This is a genomic window from Brevundimonas sp. (assembly GCF_030704825.1).
Classification (GTDB): Bacteria; Pseudomonadota; Alphaproteobacteria; order Caulobacterales; family Caulobacteraceae; genus Brevundimonas.
Genome location: NZ_JAUYNX010000014.1, coordinates 311,161 through 327,309, shown reverse-complemented (window position 1 = coordinate 327,309; position 16,149 = coordinate 311,161). Strand labels below are relative to the sequence as shown.

General features: G+C 69.6%; 15 protein-coding genes. 9 read left to right on the top strand and 6 right to left on the bottom strand.

What is annotated here, in order from left to right:
* Positions 1-11 precede the first annotated feature (11 nt).
* Positions 12-287 carry a metal-sensitive transcriptional regulator gene (locus tag Q8Q71_RS06970; protein ID WP_305758903.1) on the top strand — a complete coding sequence of 92 codons (276 nt, stop codon included), beginning with the start codon at positions 12-14 and terminating at the stop codon, positions 285-287.
* A gap of 21 nt (positions 288-308) precedes the next feature.
* Here Q8Q71_RS06970 and Q8Q71_RS06965 read toward each other — a convergent pair whose 3' ends face one another.
* The 3 genes from Q8Q71_RS06965 to Q8Q71_RS06955 all read right to left on the bottom strand — a co-directional run bounded on the left by Q8Q71_RS06965 (position 309) and on the right by Q8Q71_RS06955 (position 3,486).
* Complete coding sequence (locus tag Q8Q71_RS06965; RefSeq protein WP_305758902.1) at positions 309-1,856, bottom strand: alpha-N-arabinofuranosidase; 1,548 nt, start codon at positions 1,854-1,856, stop codon at positions 309-311.
* Positions 1,857-1,960: 104 nt separating this feature from the next.
* Positions 1,961-2,314 (bottom strand): L-rhamnose mutarotase, encoded by a 354-nt coding sequence (locus tag Q8Q71_RS06960; RefSeq protein WP_305758901.1) that lies wholly within the window; start codon positions 2,312-2,314, stop codon positions 1,961-1,963.
* 11 nt (positions 2,315-2,325) lie between these two features.
* The gene (locus Q8Q71_RS06955; protein ID WP_305758900.1) at positions 2,326-3,486 is read right to left on the bottom strand and encodes an L-lactate dehydrogenase; all 1,161 of its coding nucleotides are present in this window, start codon (positions 3,484-3,486) and stop codon (positions 2,326-2,328) included.
* Between the two features lie 107 nt (positions 3,487-3,593).
* On the opposite strand from Q8Q71_RS06955, the gene fucP reads away from it, so the two are divergent.
* The 8 genes from fucP (at position 3,594) to Q8Q71_RS06915 (ending at position 11,941) form a co-directional block, all read left to right on the top strand.
* Positions 3,594-4,862 (top strand): L-fucose:H+ symporter permease, encoded by a 1,269-nt coding sequence (fucP, locus tag Q8Q71_RS06950; RefSeq protein ID WP_305758899.1) that lies wholly within the window; start codon positions 3,594-3,596, stop codon positions 4,860-4,862.
* 1 nt (position 4,863) lies between these two features.
* On the top strand, positions 4,864-5,673 hold the full coding sequence (locus tag Q8Q71_RS06945; RefSeq protein ID WP_305758898.1) for an amidohydrolase: 810 nt from the start codon (positions 4,864-4,866) through the stop codon (positions 5,671-5,673).
* A 68-nt stretch (positions 5,674-5,741) separates the two neighbouring features.
* The gene (locus Q8Q71_RS06940) at positions 5,742-6,773 is read left to right on the top strand and encodes an aldo/keto reductase (RefSeq protein WP_305758897.1); all 1,032 of its coding nucleotides are present in this window, start codon (positions 5,742-5,744) and stop codon (positions 6,771-6,773) included.
* Entirely contained in the window at positions 6,770-7,075 is a 306-nt protein-coding gene (locus Q8Q71_RS06935; protein ID WP_305758896.1) for a UxaA family hydrolase, read from the top strand. The genes Q8Q71_RS06940 and Q8Q71_RS06935 overlap by 4 nt, the downstream gene beginning before the upstream one ends.
* Positions 7,072-8,286 (top strand): UxaA family hydrolase, encoded by a 1,215-nt coding sequence (locus tag Q8Q71_RS06930; protein WP_305758895.1) that lies wholly within the window; start codon positions 7,072-7,074, stop codon positions 8,284-8,286. Before Q8Q71_RS06935 ends, Q8Q71_RS06930 begins: the two co-directional genes overlap by 4 nt.
* Before the next feature lies 1 nt (position 8,287).
* Entirely contained in the window at positions 8,288-9,019 is a 732-nt protein-coding gene (locus tag Q8Q71_RS06925) for an SDR family oxidoreductase (RefSeq protein ID WP_305758894.1), read from the top strand.
* 3 nt (positions 9,020-9,022) lie between these two features.
* The gene (locus tag Q8Q71_RS06920; protein WP_305758893.1) at positions 9,023-9,871 is read left to right on the top strand and encodes a fumarylacetoacetate hydrolase family protein; all 849 of its coding nucleotides are present in this window, start codon (positions 9,023-9,025) and stop codon (positions 9,869-9,871) included.
* A 12-nt stretch (positions 9,872-9,883) separates the two neighbouring features.
* Positions 9,884-11,941 (top strand): glycoside hydrolase family 2 TIM barrel-domain containing protein, encoded by a 2,058-nt coding sequence (locus Q8Q71_RS06915; protein WP_305758892.1) that lies wholly within the window; start codon positions 9,884-9,886, stop codon positions 11,939-11,941.
* Positions 11,942-11,945: 4 nt separating this feature from the next.
* Here the strand turns inward: Q8Q71_RS06915 and Q8Q71_RS06910 are convergent, their stop codons facing one another.
* The 3 genes from Q8Q71_RS06910 to Q8Q71_RS06900 are packed head-to-tail and all read right to left on the bottom strand — an operon-like array spanning position 11,946 to position 16,004.
* Positions 11,946-12,584 (bottom strand): 2-dehydro-3-deoxy-6-phosphogalactonate aldolase, encoded by a 639-nt coding sequence (locus tag Q8Q71_RS06910; protein WP_305758891.1) that lies wholly within the window; start codon positions 12,582-12,584, stop codon positions 11,946-11,948.
* Positions 12,581-13,465: a 2-dehydro-3-deoxygalactonokinase gene (locus tag Q8Q71_RS06905; protein ID WP_305758890.1), complete on the bottom strand. Its 885-nt coding sequence runs from the start codon at positions 13,463-13,465 to the stop codon at positions 12,581-12,583. Before Q8Q71_RS06905 ends, Q8Q71_RS06910 begins: the two co-directional genes overlap by 4 nt.
* A 4-nt stretch (positions 13,466-13,469) precedes the next feature.
* Entirely contained in the window at positions 13,470-16,004 is a 2,535-nt protein-coding gene (locus tag Q8Q71_RS06900) for an exo 1,3/1,4-beta-D-glucan glucohydrolase (protein WP_371315933.1), read from the bottom strand.
* Positions 16,005-16,149: the final 145 nt, after the last annotated feature.

The window sequence follows — 16,149 nt, the reverse complement described above, 5'->3', positions numbered from 1 at the left end:
CGAGGAATTGGATGCAGACCCAGACCAAGCCCAAGGTGATCAATCGACTCAACCGGATCGAGGGCCAGGTGCGCGGCATCACCCGGATGGTCGAGGATGACCGATACTGTGTGGACGTCCTGACCCAGCTGCAGGCAGTGCGGGCCGCCCTGCTGCGTGTCGAGAGCGAGGTGCTGAAGGACCACCTCGACCATTGCGTCATGGGAGCGATGACGGGCGACGATCCCGCCGACCGCAAGGCGAAGGCGACCGAGCTGATCGAGCTTCTCGGTCGCGCAACGCGTTAGGGCGGGGCTTCCTCGTCGGACCTAGTCCAGCGTCAGGATCACGAGGGATTTGGCCGGCAGGGACACGACCAGCCGGCCTTCCGAGATCCGGGTGGCGGAGAAGGCGGCCGGCTCCACCACGCGCGGCGCATCGAAGTCATTGTGGGCGTCCATGACCGCACCCGTCAGGATCCGGCCCGAAACACGATGGGCCGCGCCGCCGGCGACCGCGAGCGACACCTCGACCGGCCGATTCGGATCGAGATTGACCAGGGCCACATGGACCTTGCCGTCCAGGCCGCGCGCGGCCGTGCCATCCACCGCCTCCAGCGCCCCGTAGGCCGGCGACTCGATCGACAGGGGCAGCACGGTCGCGCCCTGGAACGGCTGGTACATGGCGAAGGCGTGGTAGGTCGGCGTCAGCACCATGGCCGGGCCGTCGGTCAGGATCATGGCCTGCAGCACGTTCACCATCTGGGCGACGTTGGCCAGCCGCACCCGGTCAGCGTGGCGATGGAAGATGTTGAAGTTCACGGCCGCCAGCAGGGCGTCGCGCAGGCTGTTCTGCTGCTGGAGGTGGCCGGCCTGCGATCCCGGCGTCGGATCGTACCAGGCGCCCCATTCGTCGACGGCCAGAACCACCCGCGCCTCAGGGTCGGTCTCGTCCATGATGGCGTCGTGACCGGCGATCATCTCCTCGATCCGGTAGGTCTGGACGAAGGTTCCCGCCCACTGCGCCTCATCGAAGCCGAGCGCCGATCCCTTGGCCCCCCAGTCGCCGGTCGGCAGGGTGTAGTAGTGCAGCGACAGGGCGTCGAAATTCTCCCGACCGGGCATCAGGGTTCGGGTCCAGTCGTAGTCCTCGGAAGTGGGCCCGGCGGCCACCATCGTGGTCCGCTCCCCGTAGGGTGCGACGAAGCCGACGTACTGCCGCATGAGATCGGCGTAGTAGGACGCCCGCATCCGCCCGCCGCAGCCCCAGGGCTCGTTCCCGAGGCCCAGATAGTCGATGCGCCACGGCTCGGCGCGACCGTTGGCCCGGCGCAATTCGGCGAGACGCGATCTGGTCGGGGACGAGATGTATTCCACCCAGTCCGCCGCTTCCGCCGGCGTGCCCGAGCCCACGTTGATGCTGAGATAGGTTTTGGCCCCGATCAGCTCGGCGAACTCGAAAAACTCGTGCGTGCCGAAGCCGTTCGCTTCCTCGTTCCCGCCCCACCAGCGGTTCAGGGTGACGGGCCGTTCGGCGCGCGGTCCGATTCCGTCGCGCCAGTGGTAGATGTCGGCATAGCAGCCGCCAGGCCAGCGCACGACCGGCACCTTCAGCGCCTTCAGCGCCTCGACCACGTCGGTGCGGAAGCCGCGGACGTTGGGAATGTCCGACCCCTCGCCGACCCAGACCCCGCCGTCGATTCCGGTTCCCAGCTGCTCCATGAACTGGCCATAGACCTCGGGCGCGATGGTCGCGCCGGGGCGGTCGAGGCGGAGTTCGCCCGTCGCTCTCAGCGTCTGCGCGGAAGCCCCTGACGGTGCGAGGACCAGGATCATGACCGCCGCAAGACCGCCCGCCACTCTCGAGATCGATGTCATGTCAGCCTCCCCGCGGCGCTGGATGGCCAGCCGCCTTCCAAAAATGGTACCGCTAACATTTCTTGACGGCAACCATGCCCGATGGCCACCGCACCACCGGCGCCTCAATCCGTTCGATGCCCGGACAGGTCGAAGATCAGTTCCGCCGGCCTCCACTTGCCTGCCCCCCCGCCGCCGGGCAACGGCTTCTGGAACTGGTCCATCAGGGCCTCCCACGCCCGGACATCGGGATCGGCCGCGTCGGCGGCCGCCTTGGCCAGGGGGGAGAAGGCCGGACCGGTTTCCATGATCATGACCAGACGATCGGCGACCTGATAAATTTCCATCGAGGTGATGTCCGCGGCCCGGATCGAGCGGATCACCGCAGGCGGCGTGGCCCCCGGCGCGTGCCAGGCCCGGTAGCGGGCGATGCTGGTCGGGTCGTCGATCAGATCGAGGCACAGACAGTGACGCGCCATGGACTGCTCCTTCAATCGGCGGTTCGGCCGCGGTCGACCAGAAGGTGCGGACCGATCGCGGGGATGTCGGCGGCGCCGGTCATGGTCATGACCGAGCGCATCTCGGCGGCGATCAGATCGAGCACCTCCCCGACGCCGCGCTCTCCCCGCGCCGCAAGGCCGTAGACCCAGGCGCGTCCCAGCAGCACGCCATGGGCTCCGCTGGCCAGCGCCCGGACCACGTCCAGACCCGACCGGACGCCGCCGTCCATGAGCACCGTGAGGCTGTCGCCGACCGCCCCGGCGATCGGACGGAGCGCGGTGATCGAGGCCATGGCGCCGTCCAGCTGGCGGCCGCCGTGATTGGACACGACGATTCCGTCCGCGCCGATCCTCGCGGCCTGACGGGCGTCCTCGACATCGAGCACGCCCTTGATGACCAGCCTGCCCGGCCAGGCCGCCCGGATCGCTTCGACGTCCGCCCGGGAGACGGAAGCGTCGAAATTCCGCGCCATCCAGGCCCAGTATTCGTCGACCCCCGCGTGTTCGCCGAGCGCCGAGCTGACGTGGCCGATCGTATGGGGCCGGCCGAGCAAGCCGACATCCCATGCCCAGCCGGGACGGCTTGCGGCCTGCATCAGACGGCTGAGCCGCCGCCGGAGCGGCGTCCCGCCCGCCAGCCCCGAGCGGCGGTCACGATAACGGGGACCGGGCGCGGGCATGTCGACGGTCAGGAACAGGGTGTCGCAACCGGCGCCCAGGGCGCGCGCCAGCATCTCCCTCATGAAGCCCCGGTCGCGAATGACATAGAGTTGGAACCAGGGCGGCGTAGCCACCGCCGCGCGGACTTCCTCGATCGAACAGGCGGCGACGGTGGACAGGCAGAACGGCACGCCCCGGGTTTCCGCAGCCCGGGCGGCCTGGACCTCGCCGCGACGCGCGTTCAGCCCGGCCATGCCGACCGGCGCCAGGGCCACGGGCATGCTCACCTCCCGGCCCAACAGACGGCAATCCAGGGAGACCTGATCGGTCCCCGTGAGCACCCGCTGTCTCAGGCTGATCTTCAGGAGCTCATCGACATTGGCGCGCAGGGTGGTCTCGGCGAAGGACCCGCCGTCCACATAGTCGAACAGGAACCGCGGCAGCCGTCGCCGCGCCGCCTCGCGATAGTCGCCGACGTCCGCGAGGATCATGGCGCGGATCTCATGAAATGCGTTTCATATTTGACGCTCAGGTTCATCTCTGATCTCGTGACGCGGTCTGAGCTCCCGGTCAACGGGGGTCGGGAGGAACACCGTCCATGCCGTCCACGCCCGCACAAGGCCGCCTCGCCACGGCCGCGCCCATCGTACTGGTCGTCAGCCTGTTTTTCCTCTGGGGCATGGCCAACAATCTGAACGATGTCCTGATCGCCCAGTTCAGGAAAGCCTTCACCCTCGGCGACCTTCAGTCGGGTCTGGTGCAGTCGGCCTTCTATTTCGGCTACTTCGTCCTGGCCATTCCGGCCGCCTTGTTCATGAAGCGGTTCGGCTACAAACGGGCGGTCGTGCTCGGGCTTTGTCTGTTCGGGCTCGGGGCGCTGATGTTTTTCCCCGCCGCCGAGGCGCGGCGTTACGAACTGTTCCTGCTGGCCCTGTTCGTGATCGCCAGCGGACTGGCGTTCCTGGAAACCTCGGCCAACCCGCTGGTGACGGTGCTGGGCGCGCCCGAGACGGCTGAGCGGCGGCTGAACCTGGCCCAGGCCTTCAACCCTCTGGGCTCGATCATGGGGTTGCTGATCGGCCGGCACTTCATCCTGTCGGGCGTCGAACACACGCCGGAAGAACTGGCGGCCATGACGCCCGACGCCCACGCCGCCTTCTACGCGGCCGAGGCGGCCGCCGTGCAGACGCCCTATCTGATGATCGGCCTGTTCGTCCTGGCCTGGGCCCTGCTGGTGATGCTGGTCCCCTTCCCCCGGGTCGCCGGGGTCGAGGCCGCCCGCGAGGAAGGCCCCGGCTCGGCGAAGGATTTCGCCGCCCTGTTCCGCAACCGCCGCTACCTGCTCGGCGTGACGGCCCAGTTCTTCTATGTCGGCGCCCAGGTCGGCGTCTGGAGCTATATGATCCGCTACGCCCAGGAGTCGCTGGCGGTCGGCGAGCGCACCGCCGCCGACTATCTGACCTGGTCGATCGTGGCCTTCATGATCGGCCGCTTCGCCGGCACGGCCTTGATGGGCCGGGTGAGACCGACCCTCCTGCTGACGGCGTTCAGCGCCATCAACGTGGCCCTGTGCGTCGTGGCCGTCGCCGCGCCCGGACCGGTCGGCATGATCGCCCTGGCGTCGACCAGCTTCTTCATGTCGATCATGTTCCCGACCATCTTCGCCTCGTCGCTCAAGGGACTGGGAAACCTGACCAAGGCGGGCTCGTCCCTGCTGGTCATGGCCATCATCGGCGGAGCGGTGCTGACAGCGGCGATGGGGCTGGTCTCCGACGTCAGCAGCATCCACCTGGCCATGATCGTGCCGGCGATCTGTTTCGCCATCGTGGCGTTGTTCGGATGGCGGTCGCGGCGCGGCATCGCCTGAGGTGATCGACGCACACCAGCATTTCTGGCGGATCGGCCGACACGGACAGGTCTGGCCGACGCCGGACATGCCGGCGCTCCATCACGACGCCTTGCCGGATGCGTTCGAGCGACTGGCAAGGCCGGCGGGCGTCACCGGCTCGGTGGTCGTACAGTCCCAGCCGGATGACCGCGACACCGACTATCTCGTGGCGCTCGCGACCGAAGAGCCCTTCGTGCGCGGCGTCGTCGGCTGGGCGGACCTGGAAGCGCCCGAAGCGCCCCGCCGGGTCGCGTTCCTCGCCGACCGCCCGAAATTCCGCGGCCTCCGCCCCATGTTGCAGAGTCTCGCGCGAGACGACTGGATCGCCGAGGCCCGGATCGACGGTCCGATCGGCGCCATGATCGACCGGAGTCTGGTCTTCGACGCCCTCGTCGACACGCGCCATCTCAGGCCCCTGCACCGGTTTGCCCGCCGTTGGCCGGAGCTGACCATCGTCATCGACCATGCGGCCAAGCCTCCGATCGGGGAGGATCCCAGGCCCTGGCGGGACGGCTTGGCCGCGTTGGCGACGGAGCCCAACGTCCATTGCAAGCTGTCGGGGCTGACGACCGAGGTGCGACGGGGAAACCCCGGCGAAATGCTTCCAACGGTCATCGACGAGATCGCGGCGCTGTTCGGACCCGCGCGTCTGCTGTGGGGCAGCGACTGGCCGGTGCTGAATCTGGCCAGCCGGTACGAGGATTGGCTGAGCCTGTGCCGCTCCCGGATCGCTTCCGACGCCCACGAGGCCGTTTTCGGGGGAAATGCGCGACGCCTGTATCGCCTGTGAGCCGCTCCGAGGTTGACTTGTCGGGCGCGGGCTCACATCCATCTACGAAGATGGCTTCACCAATAAAAATGTCGGAAGCGGTTGAGGCCGTCGCTCCCCGCCTCTTCTCGCCGACCCTGCTCGGCTTCGGCGGAGCGGCTATCGGCAACCTGTACCGTCCGGTGTCCGACGAGGCCGCGGTGGCGGCCGTCGCGCAATCGTGGAGCCAGGGCGTCCGCTATTTCGACACCGCCCCCCACTATGGATTCGGTCTGGGCGAGCAGCGGCTCGGCGCCGCGCTGGAGCAGATCGATCCGCACGGCGAGGCCCTGGTCTCAACCAAGGTCGGCCGGCTTCTGACGCCTGTCGAGACCGGCGCGCGCGAGCGCCACGGCTTCGTCGACGCCAACGCTTTCGAGCCGGTGTTCGACTACAGCCACGACGGCGTGATGCGCAGCTTCGAGGACAGTCTGGATCGCCTTGGTCGCGACCACGTCGACATCCTGTTCGCGCACGACCTGGGCGCGGCCACGCATGGCGCGGCCCACGCCGGACGCTGGAGCGAGTTCATCGGCGGCGGCTACCGCGCCCTCCGGCGGCTCCGCGACGAGGGCGCCGTGGGCGCGATCGGCCTGGGCGTCAACGAATGGCAGGTCTGCGAACAGGCTATGACGGAAGGCGAGTTCGACGTCTTCCTGCTGGCGGGCCGCTACACCCTGCTGGAGCAGACGGCGTTGGCCAGTTTCCTGCCCCGGTGCGCGGAGCAAGGGGTGTCGGTCATTGTCGGCGGTCCTTTCAACTCGGGCGTGCTGGCCTGCGCGACGCTGTCGGAGGCGCACTACGACTACGGCGTGCCGCCGGAATGGGTGTCGACCAAGGTCGCCGCCCTGCGCGCGGTCTGCGCAGACTGGGACGTCGAGCTGCCGGCGGCGGCGCTGCAGTTCCCGCTGGCCCACCCGCAGGTGATCTCGGTCATTCCGGGCCTGGCGAACGCCGGCGAAGTCCATGCCGCCGCCAAGCGGATGGCCGCACCGATCCCACCCGGCTTCTGGACCGACCTGGTCGACCGGGGCCTGATCGATCCCGCGGCGCCCGTGCCCGGGACGGAGCGGGCGCCATGACGAAATCCGCCCTGATCCTGCTGCATCCGGACGACAACGTCCTAGTCTGCCGCGCGCCGGTGTCCGCCGGTCAGCCGTTGACCATCGACGCGGCCCGGATCGTGGCCGGGAGCGACATCCCGGTCGGCCACAAGGTCGCGCGGACGGCGCTCGCGGCCGGCGACAAGGTGCTTAAATACGGCGCGCCGGTCGGCTCGATGACCGCCCCGGCGCGGCCAGGCGAGCACGTCCACCTGCACAATATGAAGAGCGACTACATCGCCAGCCACGGCCGCGACGCCGCCTCGGAGCAACGGGCATGATCGAGGGCTGGCGCCGGGCTGACGGCCGCAAGGGCATCCGCAACGTCGTCGTGGTCGCCTATCTGGTCGAGTGCGCCCATCACGTAGCCCGACGGATCGTCAACGCCGCCGACGACATCGATGTCCATCTGATCGGCTTTCCGGGCTGTTATCCCAACAGCTACGCCGACCGGATGATGAACGCCTTGGCGACCCATCCGAACGTCGGCGGAGTCCTGCTGGTCTCGCTGGGTTGCGAGAGCTTCAACCGTCGCGGGCTGCGCGAGGCCGTGCTGGCCAGCGGGCGGCCGTGCGAACTTCTGGTGATCCAGGACGCCGGCGGCACGGCGTCGACCATCCGCGCCGGGGTCGAGGCGGTCGAGCGGATCCGCGCCGAAGCGGCGCGGGTCCCGCGCGTTCCCATGAGGCTCGACGAGCTGGTGATCGGCACCATCTGCGGCGGCTCGGACGGGACCAGCGGCATCACCGCCAACCCGGCCGTCGGCCGCGCCTTCGATGCCCTGGTCGCCGCCGGGGCGGCCTGCATCTTCGAGGAGACCGGCGAACTGGTTGGCTGCGAGGCCATCATGGCCGAGCGCGCCGTGACCCCGGAACTCGGCCGCGAACTGGAAGCCGCCGTCGAGAAGGCCGAGCGCTACTACACCATCATGGGGTTCGGCAGTTTCGCGCCGGGCAACGCCGACGGCGGCCTGACCACCCAGGAAGAAAAATCGATGGGGGCCTATTCCAAGTCCGGATCGTCCTTCATCTCCGGCCTGATCAAGCCGGGCGACGTACCCCCCGCGGGCGGACTCTATCTGCTGGACGTGGTGCCGGACGGCGAGCCGCGGTTCGGTTTCCCGAACATCAGCGACAACGCCGAAATCGTCGAGCTGATGGCCTGCGGAGCCCATATGACCCTGTTCACCACCGGTCGGGGATCGGTCGTCGGCTCGGCCATCTCGCCCGTAATCAAGGTCTGCGCCAATCCGGAGACGTGGCGGAGGATGAGCGAGGACATGGACATCGACGCAGGCCGCATCCTTGAAGACAAGGCGACGCTCGACCAGGTCGGGGCGGAAATCGTCGACCTGGTCCGGGCCGTGGCCACGGGCGCCCGCACCCGGTCGGAGGCGCTGGGCCATCAGGAATTCATCCTGACCTACAAGAGCTTCGAGCCGATCGGCCCCGCCTGCCTGCCGGGCCGGCCCTCCCCCGTTGCGGCGGTCTGAGATGGCCGGGCGGCTGGAGGGCAGGATCACGCTGATCACCGGCGCCGGCCAGGGCATCGGCCGCGCGACGGCGGAACTGTTCGCCGCCGAGGGCGCGACCGTCTGGGCGACGGACGTCGACGCCGAACAGCTCGGGACCATGGCGGGGGTCCGCACGCGGGTGCTGGACGTCACCGATCCGGCCGCCATCTCGGACACGGCGCGAGAGATCGGACGCCTGGACGTGCTGTTCAACTGCGCCGGCTATGTCCACCCCGGAACGATCCTCGACTGCGGCGAGGCCGACTGGGCGCGGTCGTTCGAGCTGAACGTCACCGCCATGTACCGCATGATCCGCGCCTTCCTGCCGGCGATGATCGCGGGCGGGGGCGGCTCGATCGTCAACATGGCGTCGGTGGCCAGCTCGATCAAAGGCGTGCCCAACCGGTTCGCCTACGGCGCGTCGAAGGCCGCGGTGATCGGCCTGACCAAGGCCATCGCCGCCGACCATGTGGCGCAGGGAATCCGCTGCAACGCCATCTGCCCCGGAACCATCGAGACGCCGTCGCTGAAACAGCGTCTGGCCGCGACGGGCGACTATGAGGCGGCGCTGGCGGCCTTCACCTCTCGCCAGCCCATGAGCCGTCTCGGGCGGGCGGAAGAGATCGCGGAACTGGCGCTCTATCTCGCTTCGGACGCCTCCTCCTTCACCACCGGGGCCGAGCACGTCATCGACGGCGGCTGGACGGGATAACGCATGAAACTGCTTCGATACGGGCCGGCCGGTTCAGAGCGCCCCGGCCTTCTGGACACCGACGGACAGGTGCGCGACCTGCTGGAACACATCGACGATGTCGCGGGCGAGGCCTTGTCGCCCGACAGCCTCGCCGGGCTGGCCGGCCTCGACCCGTCGACCCTGCCCCTGGTTGCGGAGCCCGGTCGCATCGGCCCGTGCGTCGGGCGCGTCGGGAAATTCATCTGCATCGGCCTGAACTACGCCGACCATGCCGCAGAGACCGGGGCGACGGTCCCCGACGAGCCGATCCTGTTCATGAAGGCGACCAGCGCCATCGTCGGTCCGGACGACGACATCATCCAGCCGCGCGACTCGACCAAGCTTGACTGGGAAGTCGAGCTGGGCGTCGTCATCGGGTCCACCGCCCGCTACGTCAGCGAGGCCGAGGCGCTGGATCACGTCGCCGGCTATTGCGTCATCAACGACGTGTCCGAGCGCGCCTTCCAGCTGGAGCGGGGCGGGACCTGGGACAAGGGCAAGGGCTGCGACACCTTCGGCCCGATCGGTCCGTGGCTGGTGACGAAGGACGAGGCGGGCGACGTCGACGACCTGTCGATGTGGCTGGAGGTCAACGGCCGTCGATTCCAGAATGGCTCCTCGCGCACCATGGTGTTCAAACCGGCCTTTCTGGTCAGCTATGTCAGCCGCTTCATGAGCCTCCAGCCGGGCGACGTCATCTCGACCGGCACGCCGCCTGGCGTGGGCATGGGTCAGAAGCCGCCGGTCTGGCTGCAACCCGGCGACGTCGTCGAACTCGGCATCGAGGGCCTCGGGCGCCAGAGGCAGCGCGTGATCACCGAGGGCGGCTGAGAGGATCGTGCGATGAACCGCCTCGCCTGCATGTTCGCCGCGCTGGCGGTCGTATTCGGAATGCCGGGCGCGGGACCCGCCGCGGCCGATCCCCGAACGGTCGTGCCGCTGGACGAAGGCTGGCGATTCATCCGGGGAGATCCGGCCGGCGCTTCGGACATCGCCGCCGACGAGGCCTCGTGGGGCGCCGTGCGACTGCCTCACACGTGGAACGGGGTCGACGGGGAAGACGGCGGGGGCGACTATTATCGCGGTCCGGGCTGGTACCGGACGACCTTCTCCGCCCCGTCGGACGGCCGACGGACATGGCTCGAGTTCGATGGTGCGGCCCTGATCGCCGAGGCGTGGGTGAACGGCGTCCATGTCGGCCGCCACGAGGGCGGCTATGCGCGGTTCCGCTTCGACGTCACCGACGCCCTGAAGTCCGGTCTGAACCATCTGGCTGTCCGGGTGGACAACAGTTCCGGAGGGGCCGTCGCGCCCCTGGGCGGGGATTTCACGGTCTTCGGCGGCCTTTATCGGCCGGTGCGGCTGGTCACGGTCGACCCGGTCCACCTCGACATGGCCGACCATGGCGGGCCGGGCGTCTATCTGACGGCGTCGAATGTCAGCGAGGCGGGCGCCGACATCGCCCTGCTGGCCCGCGTGACCAACGACGGCGACACGCGGGCCGCGGTCGTGCTCCGTACGACCCTGACGGACGCCGACGGCGCCGTGGCGCTGACGATCGAGACTCCGGTCGTCGCGCCGCCGGGTCAGACCGTCGAGGTTCGCGATACGGCCCGTCTGACCCGGCCGCGTTTGTGGGACGGCAGGGCTGACCCTCATCTCTACGCATTGACGGCTGAGGTGCTGGACGCCCGGGACGAGGCGGTGGACCGGCTGGTTCTCTCCACCGGCGTCCGGGCGGCGACGATCGATCCGGATCGCGGCTTCATCCTGAACGGCCGGCCGGTCCCGCTCCGGGGCGTGAACTATTTCCATGCGGGCCGGCCCGGGCGCGGCCTGGCGGTGCAGGATGCGGAGATCGACGCCGACTTCGCCATCCTCGACGACCTGGGCGGGACCGGCCTGCGCTTCGTTCATTTCCAGCATCCCCAGCGGGCTTATGATCTCGCCGACCGCACCGGCATGGTGGTCTGGACCGAGGTTCCGCTGAACGGCGTCGCCAGTCCCTCGCCCGCGTTCGCCGCGAACCTGACGCAGCAGATGCGCGAGCTGATCCGCCAGAATCATCACCACCCGGCCATCGCCGTCTGGGGGCTCGGCAACGAGGTCTACGCCACCGACGATGTCGCGGATGGGGCGATCGCCCTGATGCAGGCCGTCGCCAGGGAGGAGGATCCGGGCCGACCGACCGCCTATGCCCACTGCTGCCAGGACGACCTGGACCGCAAGGCGCTGCACGCCGACCTGACCGCCTACAACCGCTACTACGGCTGGTATGACGAAACCTTCGCCCGGATCGGCGCCTGGGCGGACGAACGGCGGGCCCGTGATCCGGTCCGGCCGACGGGCGTCGGCGAGTTCGGGGCCGGGGCCAGCGTCCTGCATCAGCAGAGCCCGCCGGATCGGCCGGTTCCGGACGGCGACTGGCATCCGGAGCAGTATCAGACCGCCTTCCACGAGGCCTACTGGCGAGCCCTGCGCGACCGGCCGTGGCTGTGGGGTTCGTTCGTCTGGGTGGGGTTCGACCTCGCCTCGGACGGGCGCGACGAGGGCGACCGCGCCGGCGTCAATGACAAGGGACTGGTCACCTATGACCGCGCGATCCGAAAGGACGCCTGGTACTGGTATCAGGCCAACTGGTCCGATCGGCCGATGGCCCACATTCTCGACCGCCGTCTGACGACCGATACGGCCCCTGTCGCCGCAGTTCGCGCCTACAGCAACCTCGCGAGTCTGGAGCTCTTCATCAACGGACGATCGGCCGGCGTGGCGCCGGTCGTCGACCACGTCGCGACCTGGACCGACGTTCCCTTGCCCGACGGCCTGAATCACCTCGAGGTCCGCGGTCCGGACGGGGTGTCGGACGCCGTCTGGCGGACCCGGCTCGCGCCGGCTCCCTGACCGGCTAGGGTCGGGGGCTGGATCCCGTCCAGGCCGCCACGAAGGCCGCCGCCCGTTCGCCCGTCTCCGTGGCCGACCGGCCGGCGCGATAGATGGCCGAGCCGATTCCGAACCCCGAGGCGCCGGCCGATCTCCAGGCGGCGACGCTGTCCGGTTCGACCCCGCCGACGGCGTAGACACGCTGTTCCGCCGGCAGGACGGCGCGCACGGCCTTGAGGCCGGCCGTCCCCGCCACCTCGGCCGGGAACAGCTTCAGGACCTGGGCCCCGGCGCCGATGGCGGCGAAGGCCTCAGACGGCGTGAAGAAGCCCGGCATGGACGCCAGTCCCGCCGCCCGCGCGGCCCTGATGACGGCGACGTCGGTATTGGGCGAGATGATGATCTGGCCGCCCGCCGCCGCCACCTCCTTCACGGCCTCGGCCGTCAGCACCGTGCCGGCGCCGACGATCGCCCGGTCGCCCAGCGCCGAGCGCAGGCGTTCGATGCTGTCCAGCGGTCGCGGCGAGTTCAGCGGCACTTCCAGACAGGTCAGTCCGGCCTCGACCAAGGCCTCGCCGACCTCGACCGCCCCGGCGGGCTCGAGGCCCCGCAGGATGGCGACCAGAGGCAGGGCGTCGAGCCGCGCGATGATGTCGGTCGTCATTGCGCCGCCTTCCAAATCCGCCAGAGACCCTTCGCCGTCGTCTGCTCCGCGTCCGCCGTCCGGACGACGCCGGCCCCCGCCAGATGCAGCGCCTCGACATACCGCGCGGAGAGCGCCGGATCGCCGATCAGGGTCAACGGACCGCGCAGTCGTGCGGCCTCCTGCCCCGCGATCTCGGCGCCGATGAGGAGGCCGGACAGATAGTCCGCGGCGCCCGCCGGCGCCAGTCGGTCCGCCAGGCTCTCGACCCGGACGGAGAACAGGGCGGCGCTCAGGTTGCGGTCCGCAAGGCTGCGCTCGACCCCGCGCCGGAACGCCTCCGGATCCGCACCCGGCGCGCCCATTCCCGCGCCCAGAAGGGTCGCCGAGCGGATGGCCGCGAACAGCTCTCCGGTCATGAACGTCCGGATCGCGACGATGCGGCCGTCCTCGACCGTGATCCATTTGCTGTGGGTTCCCGGCGCGACGACGAGGCCGTCAGTGCCGAGGCCGAAGACCTGTGTCTCCTCGCCGCGCATCACGTCAGTCAGGATCCCGCCGGGACTGAAGCAGACTCCGGGCGCGATCGCGACCTCCCGATCGGAATCCGGGCGCGCCAGACCGGCGGCGACGTCGGCGACGCCGGCGGGACAGGGACAATAGGCGACCTCGCGCCAGCCACGACGCGCCCCGGCCATGCCGCAGATCAGCACCGGCGCGCCGTCCGTCAGCCAGTCCCCGGCCACCTCGTCCAGAACCCCGCGGAAATCGCCCGGCTCCAGACCGACCCCGCCACGCGGGTCGGACCGACGATCCAGAACCACGCCACCGTCGCCGATGCGCATGACCCGCAGATTGCTGGAGCCCCAGTCCACGCCGATCAGGGCGGTCTTGTCGATCACGGCGTTACTCTGAAGGGCAGATGGCGTCGCCTTCGTTCGAGGCCAGCCGGATGTCCTCGACTGTGATGGCGAACGCCGCGTCTGTCGACAGGCTGAAGGGCTGGTCCACTGCCGAGACGTCGGCGCCCGCGTCCCGGAAGCAGGACAGGCGCACCTTGAGGGTCCGCCACTGTCCCACGGGCGCGTCCCGGAACAGGGTGGTGACGTCGAGCGCCCCCGCCCCGATCATCAGGCGGACCGGACCGGCGGCGCGCGAGTCCACACGATACCGGAAGCTCAGCGCCATCTCTCCATTGGTCTGCCGGGTCAGATCGACCGGCCGGGCGGCGATGACAGCCTGTCCCTGTGCGCCGGAGAAGGTCAACCCGAGGGCCGACTCCTGGGCGGCGCCGTCAGCGACGCGCAGGGTGACCGCGCCGCGCGGCGACTGGCCCGACCTCTCTTGCCCCAGCCGGAACTCTCCGCCGGCGTCGCGCAACATCAACGACCAGGGCGGCATGAACCGGCCGTCGACGAAATAGCGATCCAGGCTCGAGCCGTCGCTGGCCACGCCGCTCACCTCGGCGAGCGCCGGGACCGTCGCCGGGCGGGCGTACGACAGGCCGTAGCCATAGGCGAACTGCGGATCATAGCCGGGTTCTCCGCGGTTCAGCGGGGCGCCCGCGGCGTCCCTGGGCCACGAGAACGACAGCCGTCCGCTGAAGTCATGCCGGGGGCGCCCGTCGCCATCTCCGACCAGGACGTCCGCGACGCCCCCGCCTTCCGCGCCCGGCAGCCAGGCGGCCACGAAGGCGTCGGACTGGTTGATCTCCGGGTTGGTCCACATGGGTCGTCCCGACAGAAACACCGACACGGTCGGGATCCCGGCCGCCTTGAGCCGACGCAGCGTCTCCAGGGGCTCGGTCGGCAGGAAGTCCAGGGTGGCGACATCCCCCTGGAACTCGGCGTAGGGCGTCTCGCCGAACACGACGATGGCCACGTCGGGCTTCTGATCGAAGCTTCCGTCCGGGCTCAGGGTCGCGGTTCCGCCTCCGGCTTCCACCGCCTCGCGCAAACCACCCCAGATCGACTGGCCGTTCGGGAAATCCGAATTGCTGTTGCCCGTCCCCTGCCAGGTCAGGGTCCAGCCGCCGGACGCCTGGCCGATGTCGTCCGCGGCCCCGGCCACCAGCACGCGCGCGCCGGGGCGGATCGGCAGGACCGAACCGTTGTTCTTCAGCAGCACCAGGGACTTGCGGACCGCTTCCCGGGCCAGGGCGCGATGTTCGGGCGAGCCCAGGGCCTCGAACCGGCCTTCGACCGGCCGGGCCTCGACGAACAGACCAGCCTTGACCTTGGCCCGCAGAATCCGCCGCACGGCCTCCTCGAGCCGGGCCATCGGGATTTCGCCCGACTGAACCTGGGCCAGGGTGTTGGCGTAGAGCGGCTTCCAGCTGTCGGGGGCCATCAGCATGTCGATGCCGGCGTTGACCGCCAGGGCGCAGCTCTCGTTCGAGCAGCCGGGCAGTTGCCCGTGGGCGTTCCAGTCGGACACCACGAAGCCGTCGAAACCGAGGGGGCCGCGCAGGACACCGGTCAGAATGGTCTCGTTGCCTGAGTGCTTGATCCCGTTCCAGCTGGAGAAGCTGGCCATGACCGAAAGGACTCCGGCGTCGATCGCGGCCGGATAGCCGCCGAGGTGGATGTCGATCAGCCCCTGTTCCAGGCCCCGGAAGTCGCCCTGGTCCTGGCCGCCCACGGTGCCGCCGTCGGCGAGGAAATGCTTGGCCGACCCGGCGATGCGTCCCGGCGCCAGGGGGCTGTCGGCCCGCAGTTCGCCCTGAAGGCCGAGGGTCATGGGTCCGGCGTAGCTGCGGGCGATCTCCGGATCCTCGCCGTAGCCTTCATAGGCGCGACCCCACCGGTCGTCGCGCGGAACGGCCAGCGTCGGGCCGAATGTCCAGTCGGCGCCAGTGACGGCGACTTCCAGCGCCGTTGCCTCGCCGATGCGGCGGATCAGGTCCGGATCGCGCGCCGCGCCCAGGCCGATGTTGTGAGGGAAGATCGTCGCGCCCACGACGTTGTTGTGTCCGTGGACCGCATCGATGCCGTAGATCAGCGGGATTCGCGCGCCAGGACGGGCGGCGGCGGCGGCCCGGAAGGCCCGGGCCTGCTCGACCCACGCCTGGGGCGTCGCCCGGTCGTCGCCGCCCGGCGCCGAATTGCCGCCCGCCAGGATCGAACCCAGCGGATATGTCAGAAGGTCTTCCGGCTTGATCGCCGAGATATCGGCCTGGATCAGTTGGCCGACCTTCTCCTCGATCGTCATTCGCGACATCAGGTCCGTAACGAAGGCCTCGGTTTCCGGGTCGCTCATCGCGGCCGGAGAAGCCGCTGTCGGCCAGTTCGACGGATGCGCGCGAGCCGCCTCGGGCACGATCGACCCCGACCCCACGAGCGACGTCGGCTCCGAACCTCCTGTCATGGCGCAGCCCGCGCCGGCGAGACCGAGGCCAAGGGCCATGCCGGTCAGCAGCAGGGAGCGAAGGGACTGGGTCATGATCAGGTTCCGAAGGAGCGAAAAGGCCGGCGCGACGGCGGACCGTCGCGCCGTCAGTCGGCTCAGGGTTGCGCAAAAATTCGGCCGTATCCGTCCCACGGAAGGCCGGGACCGACATCGTCTCTCCCGGGACCGTCCGGCGACG

Excerpts from the sequence above, each read along its gene's own strand:
- Q8Q71_RS06970 (WP_305758903.1), top strand. The coding sequence starts at position 12 with ATGCAGACCCAGACCAAGCCCAAGGTGATCAATCGACTCAACCGGATC.
- Q8Q71_RS06965 (WP_305758902.1), bottom strand. The coding sequence starts at position 1,856 with ATGACATCGATCTCGAGAGTGGCGGGCGGTCTTGCGGCGGTCATGATC.
- Q8Q71_RS06960 (WP_305758901.1), bottom strand. The coding sequence starts at position 2,314 with ATGGCGCGTCACTGTCTGTGCCTCGATCTGATCGACGACCCGACCAGC.
- Q8Q71_RS06955 (WP_305758900.1), bottom strand. The coding sequence starts at position 3,486 with ATGATCCTCGCGGACGTCGGCGACTATCGCGAGGCGGCGCGGCGACGG.
- fucP (WP_305758899.1), top strand. The coding sequence starts at position 3,594 with ATGCCGTCCACGCCCGCACAAGGCCGCCTCGCCACGGCCGCGCCCATC.
- Q8Q71_RS06940 (WP_305758897.1), top strand. The coding sequence starts at position 5,742 with ATGTCGGAAGCGGTTGAGGCCGTCGCTCCCCGCCTCTTCTCGCCGACC.
- Q8Q71_RS06935 (WP_305758896.1), top strand. The coding sequence starts at position 6,770 with ATGACGAAATCCGCCCTGATCCTGCTGCATCCGGACGACAACGTCCTA.
- Q8Q71_RS06930 (WP_305758895.1), top strand. The coding sequence starts at position 7,072 with ATGATCGAGGGCTGGCGCCGGGCTGACGGCCGCAAGGGCATCCGCAAC.
- Q8Q71_RS06925 (WP_305758894.1), top strand. The coding sequence starts at position 8,288 with ATGGCCGGGCGGCTGGAGGGCAGGATCACGCTGATCACCGGCGCCGGC.
- Q8Q71_RS06920 (WP_305758893.1), top strand. The coding sequence starts at position 9,023 with ATGAAACTGCTTCGATACGGGCCGGCCGGTTCAGAGCGCCCCGGCCTT.
- Q8Q71_RS06915 (WP_305758892.1), top strand. The coding sequence starts at position 9,884 with ATGAACCGCCTCGCCTGCATGTTCGCCGCGCTGGCGGTCGTATTCGGA.
- Q8Q71_RS06910 (WP_305758891.1), bottom strand. The coding sequence starts at position 12,584 with ATGACGACCGACATCATCGCGCGGCTCGACGCCCTGCCTCTGGTCGCC.
- Q8Q71_RS06900 (WP_371315933.1), bottom strand. The coding sequence starts at position 16,004 with ATGACCCAGTCCCTTCGCTCCCTGCTGCTGACCGGCATGGCCCTTGGC.